This window comes from Paenibacillus antarcticus (genome assembly GCF_001637225.1).
Lineage (GTDB): Bacteria > Bacillota > Bacilli > Paenibacillales > Paenibacillaceae > Paenibacillus_AQ > Paenibacillus_AQ antarcticus.
In genome coordinates, this window is record NZ_LVJI01000015.1 from 236,121 (window position 1) to 256,553 (window position 20,433).

Below are 20,433 nucleotides of genomic sequence, written 5' to 3' on the forward strand. Positions count from 1 at the left end.
TATAAAAAGGGGTTGAATTAAATGCTCATATTTGCTGGAATTTTAATTATAGCGATTGGTATATTGAATATCTTGAATCCTAACTTCGCTTGGCATCTAAGAGAAGGTTGGAAAGTAGATGGTGATTCAGAGCCAAGCGATACTTATTTAACTCTTACAAAAATTACTGGGGTATTATTAATAGTCGCAGGCATCTTCATTTTTATCGTAGAAATATTAACATAACACTCTCTCATGTCTCTTCTTCTTCTCAGAAATATTTATTGGAATAATTTAGGTTGATTTTGACAAATATCTGATCATATCGTTTGAATCAACGGAATGATGTGGAGAGAGAGGTTACTACCTCTGTCCCCTTAATTTCTTTCAATACATTTGTATGCCTCTTCTCTAATTTTATCGTGCTGCTCAAATTGCTCCTGTAGATCGGTTCTGACTCTAGCTGTATACTTCCGTTTACCTTGAATTTTGCTTATATCTTGTACTGTTTGGTGAAGACGGCTTAACTCTCCCGCCATTCCTTTATGACGGTTCAGATAGTCATACAGTGTTTGTAACCGTTCAATTTCATCCTTAACCTTGCGCCGATGGCGACGGTTTATCTGTAACTAGCGAACTAGCTCATAGCCACCCAAATCGTCCACTTCTAGAAATTCCAATGCATGAGTCAAGTCGAGATATTCATCATTGAAATAGCAAAGTTCCTTCGTATGCTGATCGTAAATATTCCTAATTCCCTTGAAAGAATCTAGCATTTGCAAAGAAGCATCATATGCTGTAATTTCCATCTTACCAACCTCTTTTACTCTCTTTCAGACGTTGACAAAGAGTTTCATATTTTCTTAATGCTGCTGAGTAATGCGGATGTGTAGGTCCGATCAAATCTATATATTCCGCACCTTTAATAATTCGGGCTTGCAATTGTTCTTGATGATAGTTTGCAAGTCTTATAAATAATTGCTGATAATAATCATAAATCTCATCGGACGTTTCAGCATTACAGCGTTCGGATCGAAACTTCCGGTATGTTAACTCGTCCATTTTCTTTGATTCGTACGCCAGTTCAATTTGTCGAATGAACACCTCTTCGTAACGGATCATGATTCTGGTGTTATCTTCCGCTGTTAGACTGTGTGTTATTTTGGTCATGTAATACCCCTTTGTTCCAGCAGGATATATAGTTTGGGTCAGTACTGATATCGTTCATAATCGCAAAACCTGCTAAAATTTTTGAGATATACCATTTCTACTAATCCCGTCCCTGTGTTACGCCCTTTTGCAACGATGATTTCAACAATGTTTTTCTTCTCCGTATCAGCGTTGTAATAGTCATCCCGATAGAGAAAGTCTATTTCGTCAGCATCCTGTTCAATGGATCCTGATTCACGTAAATCACTCATCATAGGACGCTTGTCCTGTCGCTGTTCTACACTCCGACTGAGCTGGGCTAGCGCTTCCACCGGACAGTCATTATCCCGTGCTATTTGTTTGAGTGAGCGACTTATATAGCTGATCTCCTGTTCACGACTTTGAAATTTCCTCCCAGGATTAATCAACTGAAGGTAATCTACTTGGATCAGCAAATCCTTATGAATCTTTTTCAGTTGTTTCACCTTGGAAGCTATCTCTTGAATTGTGATTCCTGGTGTATCGTCGATATATATAGGCAAGGTGCTTAGGATTGAGCGAGCGCATGTATATTTGGGCCAATCATCAGGGCTTAAATGTCCTGTTCTCAGGATGGTTCCATCCAACATCCCGATATTGGCTACCAAGCGTTCTCCCAGTTTTATCGCTGGCATTTCAAGGCTGAATATAGCAACTGCACTTCCATGTTGAGCAGCCGACAAAGCGCCATTTAGCATAAAGGCCGTTTTACCCACAGAAGGGCGAGCTGCAACAATAATTAAATCTTGCTTCTGTCGTCCTCCTGTGAGCTTGTTTAGGTCTGACCCACATGTTGGTATTCCGCTAAGCCCTTTCGCCTCTGCACGGGCTTCCAGTTCGTCCTCATGATCATTCATAACCTTATGGATGCTTACCAAAGTTCGTTCTGACCTAATTTGTCCATTTAACGCTTCCGCATCAAGTTGCATACTCGCAATCACTTTACGAGGATCGTCTTCTGTTTCTAGCGCCTTCTGTTGTTCCTCCAAAGCTTTGCGCGTTTTCTGTTTAAGACCATTCGATTCCAAGATAGAAACATAATGTGGCAAGTTCGCAATAGTGGGTACGGCTTTAGCAAGATCGGATAAATAACTTATCCCTCCGACATCTTCAAGTACTCCTTGATCTTTTAGTGCTGTGCTTAATGTGATTAGATCAATTGGCTTACCTGAGTCATGTAATTCACATACTGTCTCAAAGATGACTCGGTGTTCGGGCGAAAAGGCTTCAGGATACAATCTCTCGGTAATGATATCGCCTGTTTCAGAGCTTCGATCCAGTAGTAAACTACCAAGTACTGCTTGTTCTGCTTCAAGGTGATATTGATCACTCATTTGCTTCACCACCTGGTAGGAGTGGCCGTCCTGCGTTCTTCTCCCATTGCCCCATCAAGAGGAATCGTTCTTGGGTTTCAAGCTTCATCCTCTCAGCGTCTGTCTCTAATGCGTTCCCACGGATCTCCGCAATGGTCGGCGAATATTTAATAGTCTTTATATGATGTTCTAGATTGTAAATCGCATGACCAAATGGGATATCAGAGAGCATGTTTGTCCAAAGGGTAATTGCTTCCTCACTTAGTTGAACCATTGGGTAAGCTGTGCTGATCAGAGAAAGTACCTTGAGTGTTTCCTCCTTGTTCATTGCGTATCGCCTCCATCCGCTTTTGCAGTAGTAATTTATTATTTTCAGAACGAGTGAGATTACGATTTAAGGGACTGGATGGATTACTTGGAGAATAGTCACGCTTTTCTTCATAATCCATATACCGCTCTTTTTTAGCATTTAGAAAAGTAGCTGCGTGAAGAATGTACTCATCTTCCTTAGCAGACGCTTTACAAAAGGCCGCGTAATTTTCAGTACACCGAATCAAAAGCTCGGGATCAACCTTGTTCTTTAATAACCCTTCCCACACTCCCAAAGCGTCTTTCTTTCTCAATTTACGAGGGTAGATAGACCAGAAGGTTTCGAAATCAAAAACACACATATCTTTACTGTCTTTAATTACTTCTTTTTTTAAACCTTTTTTAGCGAGCCTGTAACCCTTGCCCCGTAAGGGTTTAAGAGGTGTCAAAGTTCCCGTTTCAGTAACTCGAAGTTCCCGTTTCAGTAACTTTTCCCCTTCCATAGTTACTGTTTTGGTAACTTTAACTTTTTTGATAAGTTCCTGTTTTGGTAACTTTTCATTATCTAAGAAGTTCCCATTTTGGTAACTTTCCGTTTGTGGTTTTTCATAGTCAGATTCGTCAGATTCAGAGTCTATTTTCCTATCTTTTTTTGATTCTATAAGGTTAAGGTGAATGAGTTCATTGAACCGTTCTTGTTCCCAACCCCGAACGGGCGTTATCGCCCATAAGTCATAGTTTTTGTTTAACTTAAATTCACCTTTTTGCTGACCTGTAGTAATTACTTTGCACTGTTCTAAGAATTTTAGTTCCACGCCTACATGACCCTTTCCACCTAGTCCGCACAAAGTAAAGTCCTGCTGCTTCGGGATAAAGGCAACCTTTCGGTTACATCCGTATGACAAGCGAATAATTAGCATTAGAATATCTTTTTGCCGCTTGGTGAAGTCACGGCGGATGATCTCATCCCAAATTTCATTCGCTATACCGACATACCCGTTTTTCTTTTGAGGACTGACCATCCGCTTTCAACTCCTAGATCCATTCTCCATATGAGTGATTTTCAAAATTAACCCTTACCAAATGCTACCTCTAGAAGATTGCTTATGGCTTGCTCCTTATTTTCGCTATTTAGTAATCTCCAAATATATTGAGAGATAAAGTCTTTTAATTCTTCCATATCCACGTCTTTCAAGACAAACATTAATGCGCTTGTAAACTCTCCTGACATCACTGGATAAGCTCTCCAGTTAAAGGATAGATAATGGTACTTACCTTGATAATCAGAGTCCGCCTTCTTCTCTCTTGGTCTTAGAAAATCAACCAACTCGCTCACGTCTGTATCCATGTAATTACTTTGCATCGAGTTCTCAGCAACGCTCATGAGGTTGCCTCCTTCTTGGTATCAGCAAGAATGTTTCGAACATACTCGGTGTATTCACATTGAGGTCCATTTAACTCAATAAACTTAGCCTGGTAACTCGATTGGCTTCTCAAATGCTCAAAGAAATCATCCTTCTTGACCTTCATATCTTTAAGTTCTTCTAAAGCTTTAGCAGCCTTATATTCTGCTTCCTCAGCCTTAGTTCGTTCTAATCTGATTGAAGTTTCCAAGTGAAATTTATATGCGAATAGGTACTTATTTTGTATAAAATAGCTTCTGATAGACAATACTTTTGATAAAAGATTTTTCATTTCTAGCACTCTCCTATTTGATAGGCAGCCCTTGCGCAAATGAATACCCTTATGTATAATATGCGCAAGGAAACCCATATTAGATTTGTGTTCGTCTTAACGCCCGGCCAAGGTATTGTTAAGGCGATTTTTATTACCCATTTCATTAAGTTTGTCTAAAATCTCGTTTGTCAGGTATTCTTCCTCTACCTCAATTTCAGAAAGTACATCTAAAATACTAGCTACTATATGACGATCTGAAAGCACATCATCATATGCAATAGCTAAGTTAATATCTTTTAATTTAGAACCGATCTTTGCTAAAAATGACATGCTACTTGCTGGCGTATATAGGGAAGAACACTCCTTCTTCACGTTAGGATCTTCTATTGACCCAAAGGTAACGTCATCATGTTTAACCCCATACAATTTACATAACACTAAAGATTCACTAAGCGTAATTTCTCCTGAATTATCTTCATACCATTCGATTTTCTTGACAGATATATCAGTTTCCTCAGCTACTTTCTCCAAAGTGAATCCGCTGTTCCAACGAGCTTGTCTGATTGTTAATTTATTTACCGTCACTTCAATTCCCCCTCGATTTCCTTGGTTAATTTACTCATCCTCAGTCTTTCTCCATTATTGATATTTCTGAACGATAATCATCATTTGCCATTGCAATAAGTTTACTTAGCTCGTCCAACCGTCTAGCGCATTCTATAAATTCAACAGTAAGCTCAGGTCTGGATGCATTACGTGTTCCTCTTACTTTCTCTGCTTCACTGTATAACGCTGCTGTAGCATTAATCGTGTCTCCAAAATCAAGGGTGCGTACGAACTCGATTAATTCATTTTCCTGCTTTGTAACGTCCATAGTTATATCACGAGGCTCACCATGGTAATCCTCAGCTTCTTTATAGTCTTTGGCATCTTCAATACCTTCTGGCAAAATTACATCACTGCTGAACCAAGCTGCGTATTTATCACTAACGATGCAAAGCGTAATTTGACAATCTGTGATATGTTTAGAGACTGATAGATTTAGCTCAAAACAGAATTCTGATCCCCCAAGGTGAACAATCAACGAATCCCCTCTGCCTTCTCCATCGAATGTTTCTAGGTATTCCGCTTTAACAGGTTGAGTAGAAATGCCTACAAATGGATCACATAAGCCGTCTAGCTTTAATTCCAAGCTACAAGGTACATTATATTTTCCCATCACTTCGAAAAGGTGTAGTGCTTCGCTAACATCGGATTTGATCATTTGAGTAGTTGACATGATTAATTTGCTCCTTTAGATTGCTTTTTTATATTTCTAATAATAATTGCATGTTGAAAGGGATGATCGAACCATAGTCGCGCCAGTTCTGGAAGGGTCATATCAAAACAGCGTTTGACCATTTTCTCTCTCGATCTCCCTCATCAAGTTATTTGGTGGGGTCCAGTGCGGTACATATTGCAATCCCTGCTCATAGTCCTTCGTAAATGTATTGCTATAGGAGTTGGTATCGAAATACTCCTGATAGTCGTTCCACATAGCCTGGTAGACCTTGCTACGAACGCTACTATTTTGGTAAGCTGCTGATTTCTTCCCGCCAAGAACGGAAATTGCCTTTGCGTTACCCGCCTTTTTTAATCTTTGTTGCTGGCCATAATCAATAGTTGTCTTGTTTTCCAATGTTTCAATCCGTGTATCCAATTTCTGAACCTTATCATCCATTACGAATATAGCTCTGACTTCTGGACTAAGACCTGAATAAGGATTTGCTTCTCGGTTCAATAAATAGTCTCGTACACCTCTGGCAATTAAACTATCTCTCAATAACATACCGATTCTCAGAATTGCCCGGCGTGGTATGATTGTTAAAGAACGAGTCATTTTCCCAATAATTGCAATGTCCTCGAAGGACTTAGCAAATTTTGTTAATTCCATTCCAGTTAGAACCTTGAGTCCATCAGACTCCAATTCTTCGCGATTATCTTTAATAAGAGAATTAATCGCTTCTTTGCCTACTTCGTAGTAGGCTGTAACCTGATCAATTGAAGCATTCACATCATCAGGTAATAGCGAAAGTTTCTTTACCTTGTCTAAAACCTCACTACGATCAATCACGGATTCTCTCAACGACTTGCTTTCTATCAATGCATCACTTTTACTCATTGCTTCATCCCTTCTCATTCAAGTATTTTTTCAATACCCACCAATAAAATTAGTTGCATTGATCATTTTTGCCTTAGGCCTGATTCCCTTGTGACTCACCGCGTAACCAAGCTTCAATTACTTCCCGATGAAATAAGATACGCCCTCGAATTTTTATATGTGGCACCTGTTTTTCTCTAACCATGGCGTATATAGTGGTGGTGGACACTGAGATCAACTCAGCTACTTCATTTACTGTTAATGTTATTTTCCGCATTTATATCACCTCCTTAAATTTACGTTGGCATCATCTTGAATTGCTTTAAAACATCTACTTCTCCGCCAACAAAATATGATTCAGAGCACCCCTTTAGCTTCCTATAACTTCAACTATCTTGGGAATCAGTTAATCGTGTTCCTTACCGAACTTCTCAGCCACCATCAAAACTCCGGTTATTACCAGTTCGTCCGTTATTTGTATTTCAAGAAAATAACGATAATCATAGTAAAACCTAATAAAAATGTATTGCAAATAATCACTATATGTGATTTAATAGGTATAGAAAAGTTCTTCGATAGATTTATGGTAAAATTTAGATACCTTAATCTTAGTATCATCACTACCTTTTCTTTTTCTTGATTCAAGCATGGCTAGCATTCCATGAGAAATACCTATACTGCTTGCGGCATCTGAAATAGTTAAACCAAGGGTCTTTCTTGCACTCACTAAAGCATCATTCATGTTCTCACCCCCTTATCAAAAAACACTATTTGTGATTTCATAACCCAAGAATAACTCACTATTTGTGATTAGTCAACTGCTAAAACTCACTTTTAGTGATTTTATTTTCGTTAGAATGGAGTGTTCCCAATTAAACCCACTACTTTAGGCAAAAAAATTGCTGAACTTCGAAAAAAACGTAATCTTAAACAATCAGAGCTTGCAGAAGAAATAGGAAAATCAACAAGTTTAGTAGCTATGTGGGAGACAGGGAACAGAGATCCCGACTCCAAAATGGTTGCTACCTTAGCAAATTTTTTTAATGTTACATCTGATTATCTCTTAGGGCTTAATGATGACCATAACGAAGATATTGAGAAAGAGACTCCCTCGAGCATCCGAGCCTGGTTGAGATCCAATAGTAACGACTTAACTCAAAATGAAAAAGAGGCTCTTGCAGAAGATATGGAAGAATACTTCAAGTTCAGAAAAGCGCGCATACTTAAAGACAGAGACTAATTGATCGGAGATCATAAATGAACTCTAATTTTATTGAACCAATCACAATAGCATCCTCGTTATTCAATAAATATTATAAAAACAAAAATCATGATCTCATTACCTACAGATCAGATTACATCCTTATGACTCTCCTAATAGAAAATCAGATTCAATTAGACGCACATCTATTTAGAAATGATTTATTTTGTGGAATGTTAATCCTAGATGAATCAGAGAAAACAATTGTACACAATAGTTCTCACTCAGAGGAAAAGAGAAATTTCACGATCGCTCATGAACTTGGACATTATTATTTGCACAAAGATAAACAATCTCAATTTGTTGATGAAACTACAAATATGCTCGATAACAGTAACTTGATTTTTGAACAACAGGCAAATGCTTTTGCTGCCGAACTATTACTTCCGCAGGATGTGTTAAGCTTAATGTTTAGCTATAGATACAACTTTTTTCGAATTGCAAAAATTACTAGAGTTTCATATGAATGCTTACATTGGAGACTAGTTACTTATTTAAAACAGAAACTTAGTCTTAACAAAAAAGAAAGCCTACTCATAATAGAAAATTACGTAGAATGTTCAAAAACCAAAAGTCAAGAAAAAGCTTCAATTTTCAATATCGTATTTATGTTTGGATATACTCCGGCAGTAAGATCAGAGGTTCTTCGTTTGGAAGAAATAGTAAATTCACAACTTAAAGGTATTCCCCTCTAGACTTTCCTTTCTCGTAACGTGGTTATTACCAAAATCACCTAAAGAATTTGGATTCTAGCGATTTCTAACCTAAGCCAGTTTTACTTGCGTATACTCACCACACACCCTACTTCGATGAAAAATAATGCGTCACAAAACCCTTACATATATGATCTATCATTCACTTCCCGTACTATAGATCGCCGTAGATGATGCGCCGATCAAATTAGCAGTTTCAAATACCCGTTAAAGTGACTTTTTTATTTATTTCACCTCCTTGAAATTGCTGTTAATACGTCCACAAATCAACTAACCTGTAGTAATCCATCGTACAAATAACCTATTACCTCTTCTTTGCCTTTCCATCTTCTCTATAACTCTTGTGTTTAGATATTTTGTAAAATTATGGGTGTATTTAACGTTTGGCAACTTACCATTTACCGAATAAGAGAACGTGTCCACAGTCAATTCCTTGTATGCTCCGAATGGATTAGCTTTCTTATTAATGATCTTCTGAATTACACAGTACATGTTTCACACCTGCCATGCTTAGAGTCAATAATCTGATTTGCAGTATGCTTCTTTGCTCTGTATTGCAGATTGTCCATTGTTTTGTTCACCTTCTTATTACCAAAATCAAAATTACCGATTACAGAGCATAAATATAATCATATACAACAAATTGTTCATATGTCTGAGCAATTCGATTAATTATAAGATAACAAATGATGAATATTGTGTCAATACGTAATATTGAATACTTTAAGCAAATTGTATATACTATAAAGCAAAAGTGATGAAAAGGTGATGAAAAATGATAAAATGTAATTTAGCAGTTCTATTGGCTGAAAGAGGTATTAACGTTTCTGAAATGTCTGAGAGAACGGGGTTATCACGCAATACGCTAAGTGCTTTGCAAAACAATACTGGAAAGGGAATTCAATTCGATACAATGGACGCGATTTGTAAACTATTAGATGTTACCCCATGCCAATTATTTTCATATGCCGATATAGGGGTTAATTTCATATTCACTAATCCTTATAAGAAAAAAATCGAGAGAATGCCTAACGGAGTATTAAATATAGTTCAATATTCCAGTTACTACGAAGTAGAAGTCTTTTATAATGAATCAGTAATAACATTAAAAGGATTATTGAATACAGATCATTATCCCGACCGGATACAAATTATATTTCCTGTTAAAAACAAGTCTAGTCTCGAGAAAATCCCTCTGATCTTTAGACAAGAAATCTTTAATGCGATCAATGAATTTGCAGTTAATGAGTTAAACAACAGCTATGATGTTCCTGTTAAGATAACGAAAAATTCTATGGAAATAAAATTTTTAGATGATCAGTTTATTGAACAGGAAATTATGGATTTTCATCTTTCTCAAGATGATGGATTAGACAACCTTTTTAATTAAATAATCATTTGTTATTTAATTCGCACATTAATACGCAGTTAATGCGCACATCACCAAATGACTGTAACCATTGATACATAAGGGTTTGTAGTAGTTAATTCGCTAATTCGCTTAATTCGCTAGTACATATATTTAAAAAGGAGGAAAAAGCATGGCTAACTTTAGGCAGCGTGGTACAAATACATGGGAGTTTACTGTAAGCCTGGGGAAGGGTCCGAACAATAAATATATAAGACGGTACAAGAGTATTGAAGTGACTGAAAAGATGAGTCCTAAGAAGCTTCAGGAGCATCTTGAGTTTGAATATGCAAAGTTTAAGCAGGAATTAGAAACTGGGGAGTACATAACGCCTGGAAAGATGATATTCAAAGAATTCATTGATATGTGGAAAAACAATTATGCAACTGCTAACCTTTCTCCCACAACTCTTGATGTTTATGAGAGTCATATTGAATCCCGATTGATCCCCACCTTTGGACACTTATATCTTGAGCAAGTTAAGCCTGGTCTGATACTAGACTTCCTGAAAGCCTTAGAGAAGCCAGGAGCACGATTAGGTTACCACAAGTCAAAGATACCTGTGGAATTATCAAGTACACCAGAAGAGACGGAACTCTCAAGTGAGATCGAACCAAAGCCCTTAGATTCCGGTACTATCGGTTACATATATAGAGTGCTTAAAAACATACTATCTCGAGCCGTTGAGTGGAAGATGATTTCATCAAATCCAATGAGCGGAATTAAGAAGCCAACCCCAGATAATGAAACTAAGAAACGAAAACAACTGGAGCAAAAAAATAATCCTCAGTATTACAACGAAGATGAAGCACAAGCTGTGGTTGACGCTTTATACAGCGAATCACGGAAATGGCGGCTATTTATACTCGGATCAATGATTGGTGGGTTTCGTCGCGGAGAACTTGTGGCCCTAGAATGGCCGTCTGTATTCTTTAATGAGAATAGTATGTCGATTGAGAATAACATCCCAATGACTAAGGATGGTAAGGCAGTTGAAAAGGATCCAAAATCATTAAGTTCCATCCGCACCGTTGATATGCCTGAATGGTATATGGAAGAGTTGCAATTGTATTATCAGGAATGGGAAGAAGAAAAAGAAAACCTTAGGGATAAATGGGAAGGTGAAGATCGTAAATTTGTCTTTCATAACGGTACCGGAACGCCATATTACTACAAACACCCTTCTCGTTGGTGGGAAAGATTCTGTAAACGTCGAGGTATAAGGTATATCAAGTTCCACGGACTACGCCACAGCATGGGTACCCTTCTCATTGAGGATGAAGACGAATCACAGATTGACCATATATTAATGGCTATCCAAAAAAGGCTTGGTCATTCAAGACTCTCTACATCTGCTGATATTTACGTTCACTTAACGAAGAAGGTTAAAAAACGGACATCTGGTAAATTTGATAAATTCGCTCGTAAGGATGGAACTCCTCTCGATAGTGAGGATCAATCAAAACCACCACATTTAAAGTTGGTTAAATAGTCAGAAGAATTACCACCTCTAAACGTCTAAATTTGTCTTTAATTTTGTTTATTTATTATACTTTAGCATAAATTTTTGCGGCAGTTTTGCGGCAAACGATTTTTTTTGTGGAGTCACTCTAAATTACGGACAAATAAAAGAGCCCTTGTATATCAAGGGCTCTTAGTGATGATCTGTACTGGATTCGAACCAGTGACCCCTACCCTGTCAAGATAGTGCTCTCCCGCTGAGCTAACAGATCTAAATGGTATTCATTTCTTTTGAGACAATATTTATCATACCAGTAGCCGTAATTACTGTCAATATCATTTTATTGAAATAATCGTTGATATGTCTGGGTTCTTATGTACAATTCCACTGCTTTCTTTAGTTAGAATATGTCGATGTGTTCCTTCGGGCAAGTTCCTAAATACAAGAGCTTACTAATTGTATAATCCCTGCCATCATGGGCAACATGACCCCCAATTTATCCAGTTGCGTATATCTTCTTACTACGAAGCTACTAACTAGTTTTTTACAAGTTATATTTCTCTTAATTTAATTTCCAAACAAAAATATAGTACAAATGTTCGTATAATGGAGTAATAATGGTATAATGCTGTTATAATATTAATAAATTAAACCTTAAGGAGTCTTGCCTAATGAGTCAAAGAGTTCCCTACAATGAAGTTGCACCTGATGGTATGAAAATTATGATGGATATGGAGATGTACACCAAAAAGTCTACAATTCATCGAACTACAAGATAACTTATCAAAATTAGAGTCTCTCAAATTAACGGTTGTGCCTTCTGCATAAATATGCATGCATCCGATGCTCGAAAAATGGGTGAAACTGAACAACGAATTTATTGTTTAAATGTTTGGAATGAATGTACTTTTTATACACCTGAAGAGAAGGTTGCTCTCGAACTATCTGAGCATATTACTCTAATCCCTACCAAAAGAGTTCCAGAAGACCTATATAAGCGAGTACGTGAACAATATGATGAGAAACAATATGTTGATCTTGTTCTAATCATCAATCAAATCAACAGTTGGAATAGAATTTCTATAGCAATGGGTAATACAGCAACTGAAAAATAATTACTCTCAATGAACACCTTTTAATGTTGATTTAATATAAAAGCCGCTCATTTTGAGCGACTTTTTCTTCTTAATTATTTTTTATACCCCCAATTGAATATCCATCAACTGAGCTTATCTTACCTCTCCACCATCCAACATTGCGAACCGCAGCGCCATCTAAAATCTGTGCGTCGTTTAAATGAATCATTTCTGGAGTAATTTGTTCGTCTTCGAGACTTGTATCTCCATATACTTCTTCTCCGAATTCTCGGTAATAACTAGCAATTGTGGTTTCTCCTAGTTCATATAATTCAGAAACTACTCCATTAATATAACTCTTACCGGATATCAATGTCCCTGTTACGACACTGCCACCAATCAATAAGGTTATCCCCAACCTAGAATTAATCTGATTGCAATTTTCTACAAGCCATATTAATATTTCATCTTTTAAAAATGGATCCGTTCCCTCCGAAACCATCTCGGTTTCATCATTCATTTTCTACACCTCCCTGTCATTGTTACATTTCGACATTAGAAAGACATCCCCTCTTAGTACAAACGAATTGGATACCAAAAAGCAGCAGCTATATTCCAATGCTTTAAGTCTCAAAAAGCTAGATCTTAGGCTTGATTGAATATGTTTGAATTACTCTGACATACTCGTTAACACACCATCATAAAAGAAAAGATAATCGGCTAATCCGTCATCATACTCATATACCCACATTGAACTTGTTCCCCATCCATATGTATCAGTAGATTGACGTGTAAACGGTCCCCATGATAAATACACCATTTCTTCAGTCATACCAATACTTATAGTCGTTTGCTTAATTTCGTTCCATTGCTTCTGAGAAAATTTATATCGTTTAAAGGGGCTTTTCACAAAAAAACTTATCTTGGAACCGTCATCTTTGATTATGGCTACAAGATTTCTTCCTTTATGGATCAAATAAACGTTTATGTAATCTGAATCCTCATTTCTTTTCACAGCTGTTACATCTACCTCTGCTAAATTGTCTATACCATCATATATAGGATTTCCTGATAAATCTTCAATATATACATTGGTAGTCCATAGCCACGCCTTACCTACTATTAAATCCTGGAACCTCTCATAAATATCATTAATCATAATCGTTACACTTACTTTGTCCGTATTAACAACGATAGATTCTAAGTATTGCCCACCCAAATAAGTAGTACCGTAGTTAACAGAATAATCTAACTTGAAAGCGCTCTTCACGAGTTGTAAAGGTATCATTAATTTACCATCAATAATTTGAGAAGGTATATTAAAAAACGTCTTAACATTGTTGATTTTTGCATATTTAGAATTGACTTGTATCAGAATATTTGTACTTAAATAACTTAATGTAATTTCTTTCTTTTCATTGATTACTACCTGTCCTCCTATTGCTTTCATAAATTCTGCCGCAGGTATCAAGGTAGTATTTTTGATAATAACCCCACTACCATTGAGTACTGAAGACGTGGTATCTTCTGCTGATACCACTCCGTTAAAGACCAAGCTACTACACACTATTAAAACCCCAATAATACTAAATATAAACTTCTTCATATTTACCTCCACCAATAAATTTTCCTAATCATACCATTACAAGATTAGTAGGTATATAGTCTTGTCTATAAGTCTGATATCTTTATAACTCAATGTAGATCGTGCATCATCATTTTGGAATATTCATAATTATCCAGTGAAAAACTTCGCCTTTTTTAGCACATCTAATATCTGCTTTGCATTTGATAAAGGGTAGCTAAGATAGAAAAGAGGCGATCTGAGTGGCTGTTAAGCAAGATGATTTAGTGTTGATTACATGGACAAGAAACCCTTTGGTTCCCGATTCTGCACGTAGAATTGCATCTGTACGTATTATCGGAAGTGCTAAACCATGTAGGGCTCAATTGGTACCTAAGGGATTGCTTATTAACGCCTTAAATTGTTTGTTGGATCATGATATTGGATTTAAAGTGGTATACAGCAAAAAAACTTCAAATATCAGTGGGTACTTATTGTTACAACGTAATCCGTAATCATTAGGCCAAGTTCTCATAGCAGTATACATGTGGGGAATAAATTTTTTATTTGTAAAGCGATACAGTCAGGAGGAGGAATCGATATTCTTTCTCCTTTTAATAATTCACTAACGCCTATGCCAACTGCATTTCTATGAACAACACCCGTCTTCACAGTTTCATGTCATTACCTTCGATCCATGTTTTACATTCTTGTACCATACATAGGGTATTTATTTTGAAGACACTGTTGTTACTCATGTTTCACTTGTCCATCCTCTGCTTGTTATAGGGTTCCTGTAACTTATATCCTAACCGTACACGCAACCTTTCCTGGACCTAATAAATACCCCGACAATCTTAATAAGATCGACGGGGTATTTGTTTATGTTATTGAATACTACCCCCATATTCCAATGAGTAGGATACCGCAGAATATGAATATAGAACAGGAAATTCGTCTCAATCCCTGCTGTTCCTTCAGGAACAGCACACCAAGGAATGTGGCAAATACAGTTCCTATTTCCCGTAGAGAGCTGATCTGCGCCATTGGCGCACGTTGCATCGCGAAGAGAAACAGCAGATAGGATCCCGGGTTCAAAATGGCTCCGAGCATCATGGTAGATTTGTTGATCCTCCATTCCTCCCATATCTTTCGAGACGTAAGAACAGCTGGGGTCAGACCGACTACAAAACCAATATTGGTTACTTCTAGTAATCCAAGTGGTGAAATATGTTGTAAGTTTAGCTTGTCGACGAATACATAGCAGGTTGTGCATAACCCTACACATAATGCCATCAAAATAGGCTTCATACCATGCATCTGTAGGTTGGCTGGTTTCCTGCGTGATCCCATTCTACTAAGAAGGATGAACCCCCCAAGCATACAGAGAATCCCGAACCATCCAAGCGCAGATAGTGATTCGCTAAGAAAGAGAACACCTATGATCGGTATAAGCAGGGTGCTTGTCCCCCTCATGATCGGATAGATTTGTGATAAATCACCAAGTTCATAGGTTTGTGACAAGAGCCATGAGTATATTGCCTGCAAAGTGAAAGAAAGCAACAATAGACCATAAGAGCCCGCAGTCATTGGGTGCCACCACAACTCTGTAATCAACACTGGCAAGAGTAGGATGGTTGTAACCATTGTAATTGACCACAAGAATACGCTCTTATTACAGCTCCTCTTAGTCAATATGCTCCAGATAGCGTGAGCCATCCCGGAAGCAATAACTAGGATAATAGCAAGAAACAATGGATGTCAGCCCCTTAGAAGATTAACGTTCTGTCTCAATATTTGGATCATGAGTCGGCTGTTCATGTACAACGGAACCATCTTCCAGTCGAAGCCAAGTGTCAAATTCATGCTGTCCCAGCGTCATTTGAATGACACGACTTCCCCGCATAAATCCCTCTTTACCATATGTATTGTATCCGCTAGCCCGTCCATAGCAAAGTTTAATACCATGCAACGTACCGTAATAATCCTTGGTATGATCATGTCCGCAAAAGGTACCCATCACATCTCCCATTTCAAGCATAGCTGTGAACAGTCCCGAGTTGACAGCAGGACAGCAAACCTGCTCGAATTTATGTCCATAACAAACTTCTGTATCCCACATTTCTTGATACTCAGGTATCGGAATATGAAAGAAAGCAAGAGCAGGAAGCTTATTTTCAATGCCATGTGGGTTAAGTCGCGAGGATTCATCTATCATCCAGTTGATTTGATCCCGCTTAATCCAGTCATAGCCTGCTACATGCTCATACGGGGAGTAACTTCCTGAATCTAAAAAATAAAGATTAGCTGCTGGAGTTCCTTGCAAATCTACAAGCTCAACTGTATAATTACCCGAACCTGAAACGTCTACAGGACCGGACTTTGCAATGGTATGCTCATATGTTAATGCCACTTGCATCAGCTCTTCACGGGTAATTCGGCTTTCTGTATCATGATTACCAAACACAAAAGCCCACGGAAAACCACGTCCTTCAACGGTAGCAACAGCATCATGGAAAGCCTGTTGCGGGTCTTCACATTCAACATCTTCGGGTGAGACAGGACCGGTGTATATGATGTCTCCCGTAAATACAACTAGATCCGGTTGCTCCGCATCTAATATAGAATCCATCAATTTACGGGAACGCTGATCCTCGTCCCTTCCGTCCATCCAATGAATATCTGTAAACTGAACCATTTTAAAAGTTCCATCTTTCCGAAAAGATAAACTGCGATTCATCAAAAGTCTCCCCCTAAGTCATATAACTCATATAGTATATTACCCAGTGTTGATTTATGAGTTTTTATGTGGTTTTCAGTTGATTCTATCCCCGGATTTATAATCTGTCAATTCATTTTTCACATTAAGTTAATATATAAAAAAATACAATTGTTATGATATTAATCTTGTGAAACAGGTATAATCAATAGCGAAACCCAAAAGTGATTTTCCAATAATAAATACGAAAGTAACCGAAACCCCGTCTGACTTGACAAGTCTAATACAGGCTAATAAACTAAGTGAAAACAACAACAAAACACACAAAACTATTGAAATAGCTATAACTGGAGGAATCATTCATGTCCTTAACTTATGAAGAACGGCGGCAAACGATTCTCGATCAGCTTGTTACGGACGGAAAGGTGCAGGTTCATGCTCTGGCAAAGTTATTTAATGTATCCACAGAGACCATACGTCGGGACCTAGACCGACTGGAGAAGGAAGGACGACTGAGAAAAGTTTACGGAGGAGCAGTACTGATGCGATCAGAAATGATCGAGCCGACATTTCTGAAGCGTTCCCAGATGCAGCGAAGTGAAAAGCAGGCGATTGGCAAGCTTGCAGTTTCACTTATTCAGCATGGTGAAACAGTGATACTGGACAATGGCACAACAACGCTAGAAATTATGCGTCAGCTTAAAGACCGTGCTGATGTGACCGTTATTACAAACTCTGTACCTATCTTGACTTCTGCTCTGGAAGAATTTCAAGGTAAAGTTATTTTTGTCGGGGGCGAGGTGAATGCTAGCTATCAGGCCGCCACAGGAGCAATCACTCATCAACTGCTGGACCAGTTAAAGGTAAATAAGGCCTTTATTTCAGCAGGAGGGGTCTCTCTCTCTGATGGCATTACCGATTACAATTTGGAAGAGGCTCTGCTATCACGTAAAATGATGCAGCGAACAGAAGAGTCCATTCTTGTAGTAGATCATTCCAAATTCGGAGTTACCACCTTTGCTCAAATTGCTCCTATCGAGCAAATATCCATGATATTATCCGATTCGAAATGTTCTAGGGAGTGGATTGATGCACTTCAACAACTTGATGTTGAGATACTTCTATGTGAGAAAGGTTAGGTTGCACAGGTGCTCTACTAGTCTATTTGAGATGAATCTAATAAAGGCTAACGTCGTATTCAATCGACGTTAGCCTATTTAGCTCATCTTTAAATAAATCTCAGTTTTCCTTACTCTAGTTCTATTAATCTTTCAATAGCAATTAACCGATAATATTAATGTAGTTCATTCAATCGAGGAGGTAGACACCATGGACATCGCTGCACTTTCAATTGGGTTAGCTCAAAGCAACTTAAAACAAGCCGTTGGTATCTCCGTTCTCAAGATGTCAAAGGATCAAGCCAGTGGAGAGTCTCAAGCTTTAGTTAAAATGTTGGAGCAGAGCGTTCAACCCAATTTAGGTGGTAATATCGACATCAAAGCTTAGGAAGTTCTATGGGGAGGTCCTAACCCTCCTCCCTAGTGAGTGATCGATTTCTTACTACCAACCTATTCTTTGCACTACAGTGCTAACCAACTAATCTGTAATAAAAAGCTACATGACCGATACATACGCCATGTAGCCTTTTGACGAACCATTACCTTATTTCACTATCCAATGGTTCACGATGAGCCATGAAATCATGAATAGATTCTTCCATTTGATCTCTATAATGATCTTCCGGTATTGGTCGGAACCAATAGATCTCTCCCCCATCGTAATGGCCATTGAAATCAATACCATCCTTACTTGCAGTAAAATGCCAATGACTGTTTATCGTACCTTCTAATGATATTTTCACCTTGAAATCGTCAATCATAGCAATACCCTCCCCTATAGATACTTTTATATTAGGTAATATCTTCCCCACATTGAGATAAAATAATGTACTACCGACAACAAGTACAAACTGAAGCCTGAATAAGCTACGAAAAATGAATACTAATATACGCAAAAAGGATCTGCTAGCAATATCTAGCAGATCCTTTTTATATATTATTAATAGGGGATGTCTTTATATTAGATGGTGAACCTTAAAGAGAGATTATATTAAGGTTAGGAAACACTAAAAAACGGTGAGACAATTACTGAAATAAAGATGATACGGCATTTCTTCTACCCAAAAAGCCGACGCCATGTGATTAACAGGGTCAGCTTTTGTGTGTAAGGCTTATCAATTGATGTTATGAATTCAATAATAATCCAACATGAATCTTAATAACGATCTTCTTTATTTTCTCCCCGTTGCCCATACTAGGTCTGTGAATATCATGTGGGAAAAAGACGGCGAACATCCCAGTCTTCATGGGTAACAATATTTCATCTGCTTGAGGATCATATAATGCATAATCTCCCTCGCTATCAAAAGGTTTCGTAGGTTCCAAACCTTCTCGCATCGGTGACCAGCCAATGGTTTCTTCACCATCAATAAGATAATGGACATCAATATATGACTCATGCTTCTCAGCAACCTGCTCATCTCGCGATTTGGATTCGAATTCCATAACCGAAGCGTACATTTCATTGCCACGAATCTCAATTTTTCCTACATCAGGATTCTCGTTCACTATTTTCTTCAGTTCCTCAATGGCCTGCACAATAACCGAATGCTCATATTTACAGTGTTCTTCCCACGATGATAATGACCCTACAATCATGTTCTAGTCCCCTATCTGAATATATTCACATCTGTATTAGCTTACAGCAATTTTTCACTCACTGCCGTAGCTGTAATTTCCTTATTCACAATGGATAGCTCATTGGTTCTTTTGAAATATTCAACATACAACACATCCAGCAAGTAAAGTTGAGAAATCTTTGCAGATAATGATCCACCTTGTAGTGGACCTTCATTTGCTCCGCAAAGTAGAGTAAGATCTGAGTAAGATGTTAACGGGGACTTCACAAATCTAGTGATCGATATAACAATGGCCCCGCGTTCCTTCGCCTTTCTAGCCACTTCAATAGAATCCTTCGTTGAACCAGAATAAGAAATAATAACAGCAACATCACGCTTGGTCATAAGCGCCGCGGACATCATCTGGAGATGGGAATCCATGGAGCATTCTGTTTTGTTCGTAATTCGCATAAATTTAATTTTGGCTTCCATTGCGGTTATTAAAGAAGAACCAACGCCAAAGAATTGTACACGTTCCGCTTCGATTAAATAGTCAATTGCCTTATCAATAGATTCTACGTCTAAAAGATTATTTGTCTCGTTCAATGCACTTATATTGGTTGATAATACCTTTGAAGCCACTTGTGCTATCGTATCATTCATTAGAATTTGGTCCGTCAATTGAGGTATTTCATTCTCCACTGCAATACTATGAGCAAGTGCAATCTTGAACTCCTGATATCCCTTATAACTCAATGATTTACAAAATCGAAATATACTTGATTCACCTACGCCACATTCATCCGCAAGGTCAGTAATCGACATGTACACTACGCTTTTAGTATTTTCCAAGACATAGTCTGCTACCTTTTTCTCCGTATTCGTCAAGTTGTTATACTTGGAATGAATGGAAGAAAAAATACTGATCGTACGCACAATATCCCTCC

Annotated in this window: 27 protein-coding genes, 1 tRNA gene and 1 pseudogene; 9 read left to right on the forward strand and 20 right to left on the reverse strand. The window is 37.9% G+C overall.

Annotation, left to right across the window (positions count from 1 at the left end):
- The first annotated feature begins 21 nt into the window (after window positions 1–21).
- A complete protein-coding gene (locus tag PBAT_RS11130; protein WP_068649483.1) occupies window positions 22–225 on the forward strand; it encodes a DUF6199 family natural product biosynthesis protein in 204 nt (67 codons plus the stop codon).
- Window positions 226–608: 383 nt separating this feature from the next.
- Here the strand turns inward: PBAT_RS11130 and PBAT_RS11135 are convergent, their stop codons facing one another.
- The 12 genes from PBAT_RS11135 to PBAT_RS11190 all read right to left on the reverse strand — a co-directional run bounded on the left by PBAT_RS11135 (window position 609) and on the right by PBAT_RS11190 (window position 7,348).
- On the reverse strand, window positions 609–788 hold the full coding sequence (locus PBAT_RS11135; RefSeq protein WP_068649485.1) for a hypothetical protein: 180 nt from the start codon (window positions 786–788) through the stop codon (window positions 609–611).
- Between the two features lies 1 nt (window position 789).
- On the reverse strand, window positions 790–1,149 hold the full coding sequence (locus PBAT_RS11140; RefSeq protein ID WP_068649487.1) for a hypothetical protein: 360 nt from the start codon (window positions 1,147–1,149) through the stop codon (window positions 790–792).
- Window positions 1,150–1,187: 38 nt separating this feature from the next.
- A complete protein-coding gene (dnaB, locus tag PBAT_RS11145; RefSeq protein WP_068649489.1) occupies window positions 1,188–2,501 on the reverse strand; it encodes a replicative DNA helicase in 1,314 nt (437 codons plus the stop codon).
- Complete coding sequence (locus PBAT_RS11150; protein WP_084402973.1) at window positions 2,494–2,808, reverse strand: replicative helicase loader/inhibitor; 315 nt, start codon at window positions 2,806–2,808, stop codon at window positions 2,494–2,496. The genes dnaB and PBAT_RS11150 overlap by 8 nt, the downstream gene beginning before the upstream one ends.
- Complete coding sequence (locus PBAT_RS11155) at window positions 2,738–3,811, reverse strand: replication protein (RefSeq protein WP_068649493.1); 1,074 nt, start codon at window positions 3,809–3,811, stop codon at window positions 2,738–2,740. The genes PBAT_RS11150 and PBAT_RS11155 overlap by 71 nt, the downstream gene beginning before the upstream one ends.
- Before the next feature lie 47 nt (window positions 3,812–3,858).
- Complete coding sequence (locus PBAT_RS11160) at window positions 3,859–4,173, reverse strand: hypothetical protein (protein WP_068649495.1); 315 nt, start codon at window positions 4,171–4,173, stop codon at window positions 3,859–3,861.
- Window positions 4,170–4,484 (reverse strand): hypothetical protein, encoded by a 315-nt coding sequence (locus tag PBAT_RS11165; RefSeq protein WP_068649497.1) that lies wholly within the window; start codon window positions 4,482–4,484, stop codon window positions 4,170–4,172. The genes PBAT_RS11160 and PBAT_RS11165 overlap by 4 nt, the downstream gene beginning before the upstream one ends.
- A gap of 96 nt (window positions 4,485–4,580) precedes the next feature.
- Entirely contained in the window at window positions 4,581–5,051 is a 471-nt protein-coding gene (locus PBAT_RS11170) for a helix-turn-helix domain-containing protein (RefSeq protein WP_068649499.1), read from the reverse strand.
- A 40-nt stretch (window positions 5,052–5,091) separates the two neighbouring features.
- The gene (locus PBAT_RS11175; RefSeq protein WP_068649501.1) at window positions 5,092–5,745 is read right to left on the reverse strand and encodes a hypothetical protein; all 654 of its coding nucleotides are present in this window, start codon (window positions 5,743–5,745) and stop codon (window positions 5,092–5,094) included.
- Between the two features lie 102 nt (window positions 5,746–5,847).
- A complete protein-coding gene (locus PBAT_RS11180) occupies window positions 5,848–6,627 on the reverse strand; it encodes an ORF6C domain-containing protein (protein WP_068649503.1) in 780 nt (259 codons plus the stop codon).
- A gap of 73 nt (window positions 6,628–6,700) precedes the next feature.
- Window positions 6,701–6,883: a helix-turn-helix domain-containing protein gene (locus PBAT_RS11185; protein WP_068649505.1), complete on the reverse strand. Its 183-nt coding sequence runs from the start codon at window positions 6,881–6,883 to the stop codon at window positions 6,701–6,703.
- A 273-nt stretch (window positions 6,884–7,156) separates the two neighbouring features.
- The gene (locus tag PBAT_RS11190; RefSeq protein WP_068649507.1) at window positions 7,157–7,348 is read right to left on the reverse strand and encodes a helix-turn-helix transcriptional regulator; all 192 of its coding nucleotides are present in this window, start codon (window positions 7,346–7,348) and stop codon (window positions 7,157–7,159) included.
- A 120-nt stretch (window positions 7,349–7,468) separates the two neighbouring features.
- On the opposite strand from PBAT_RS11190, the gene PBAT_RS11195 reads away from it, so the two are divergent.
- The 4 genes from PBAT_RS11195 to PBAT_RS11215 all read left to right on the forward strand — a co-directional run bounded on the left by PBAT_RS11195 (window position 7,469) and on the right by PBAT_RS11215 (window position 11,480).
- Window positions 7,469–7,846, forward strand: coding sequence for a helix-turn-helix domain-containing protein (locus PBAT_RS11195; RefSeq protein WP_068649509.1), 378 nt, complete (start codon window positions 7,469–7,471; stop codon window positions 7,844–7,846).
- Between the two features lie 17 nt (window positions 7,847–7,863).
- Window positions 7,864–8,562, forward strand: a complete 699-nt coding sequence (locus PBAT_RS11200; RefSeq protein ID WP_068649511.1) for an ImmA/IrrE family metallo-endopeptidase — start codon at window positions 7,864–7,866, stop codon at window positions 8,560–8,562.
- A gap of 793 nt (window positions 8,563–9,355) precedes the next feature.
- Window positions 9,356–9,970: a helix-turn-helix domain-containing protein gene (locus tag PBAT_RS11210; RefSeq protein WP_068649515.1), complete on the forward strand. Its 615-nt coding sequence runs from the start codon at window positions 9,356–9,358 to the stop codon at window positions 9,968–9,970.
- A gap of 151 nt (window positions 9,971–10,121) precedes the next feature.
- Window positions 10,122–11,480, forward strand: a complete 1,359-nt coding sequence (locus PBAT_RS11215; protein ID WP_068649517.1) for a site-specific integrase — start codon at window positions 10,122–10,124, stop codon at window positions 11,478–11,480.
- A gap of 169 nt (window positions 11,481–11,649) precedes the next feature.
- On the opposite strand, the gene PBAT_RS11220 is transcribed toward PBAT_RS11215, so the two are convergent.
- Window positions 11,650–11,721, reverse strand: a tRNA-Val gene (locus tag PBAT_RS11220).
- A 400-nt stretch (window positions 11,722–12,121) separates the two neighbouring features.
- On the opposite strand from PBAT_RS11220, the pseudogene PBAT_RS11225 reads away from it, so the two are divergent.
- A pseudogene (locus PBAT_RS11225) lies at window positions 12,122–12,565 on the forward strand (carboxymuconolactone decarboxylase family protein).
- Between the two features lie 70 nt (window positions 12,566–12,635).
- Here the strand turns inward: PBAT_RS11225 and PBAT_RS11230 are convergent.
- A complete protein-coding gene (locus tag PBAT_RS11230) occupies window positions 12,636–13,046 on the reverse strand; it encodes a hypothetical protein (RefSeq protein ID WP_068649519.1) in 411 nt (136 codons plus the stop codon).
- Between the two features lie 150 nt (window positions 13,047–13,196).
- Window positions 13,197–14,132, reverse strand: a complete 936-nt coding sequence (locus PBAT_RS11235) for a copper amine oxidase N-terminal domain-containing protein (protein WP_068649521.1) — start codon at window positions 14,130–14,132, stop codon at window positions 13,197–13,199.
- A gap of 221 nt (window positions 14,133–14,353) precedes the next feature.
- Here PBAT_RS11235 and PBAT_RS11240 point away from each other — a divergent pair, with 221 nt between their 5' ends.
- Window positions 14,354–14,605, forward strand: coding sequence for a hypothetical protein (locus PBAT_RS11240; protein WP_068649523.1), 252 nt, complete (start codon window positions 14,354–14,356; stop codon window positions 14,603–14,605).
- A 382-nt stretch (window positions 14,606–14,987) separates the two neighbouring features.
- Here the strand turns inward: PBAT_RS11240 and PBAT_RS11245 are convergent, their stop codons facing one another.
- Window positions 14,988–15,845: a DMT family transporter gene (locus PBAT_RS11245; protein WP_246168274.1), complete on the reverse strand. Its 858-nt coding sequence runs from the start codon at window positions 15,843–15,845 to the stop codon at window positions 14,988–14,990.
- 22 nt (window positions 15,846–15,867) lie between these two features.
- A complete protein-coding gene (locus PBAT_RS11250; protein ID WP_068649525.1) occupies window positions 15,868–16,830 on the reverse strand; it encodes a metallophosphoesterase family protein in 963 nt (320 codons plus the stop codon).
- 341 nt (window positions 16,831–17,171) lie between these two features.
- Between PBAT_RS11250 and PBAT_RS11255 the strand changes: the two genes are divergently transcribed.
- Entirely contained in the window at window positions 17,172–17,948 is a 777-nt protein-coding gene (locus tag PBAT_RS11255; RefSeq protein ID WP_068649527.1) for a DeoR/GlpR family DNA-binding transcription regulator, read from the forward strand.
- A gap of 190 nt (window positions 17,949–18,138) precedes the next feature.
- Complete coding sequence (locus PBAT_RS24760) at window positions 18,139–18,315, forward strand: YjfB family protein (RefSeq protein ID WP_084402975.1); 177 nt, start codon at window positions 18,139–18,141, stop codon at window positions 18,313–18,315.
- A gap of 151 nt (window positions 18,316–18,466) precedes the next feature.
- Here PBAT_RS24760 and PBAT_RS11260 read toward each other — a convergent pair whose 3' ends face one another.
- The 3 genes from PBAT_RS11260 to PBAT_RS11270 all read right to left on the reverse strand — a co-directional run bounded on the left by PBAT_RS11260 (window position 18,467) and on the right by PBAT_RS11270 (window position 20,422).
- The gene (locus tag PBAT_RS11260; RefSeq protein WP_068649529.1) at window positions 18,467–18,688 is read right to left on the reverse strand and encodes a DUF5342 family protein; all 222 of its coding nucleotides are present in this window, start codon (window positions 18,686–18,688) and stop codon (window positions 18,467–18,469) included.
- Between the two features lie 364 nt (window positions 18,689–19,052).
- The gene (locus tag PBAT_RS11265) at window positions 19,053–19,526 is read right to left on the reverse strand and encodes a NanQ anomerase/TabA/YiaL family protein (protein ID WP_068649531.1); all 474 of its coding nucleotides are present in this window, start codon (window positions 19,524–19,526) and stop codon (window positions 19,053–19,055) included.
- 41 nt (window positions 19,527–19,567) lie between these two features.
- A complete protein-coding gene (locus tag PBAT_RS11270; RefSeq protein WP_068649534.1) occupies window positions 19,568–20,422 on the reverse strand; it encodes a MurR/RpiR family transcriptional regulator in 855 nt (284 codons plus the stop codon).
- Between the last annotated feature and the right edge of the window lie 11 nt (window positions 20,423–20,433).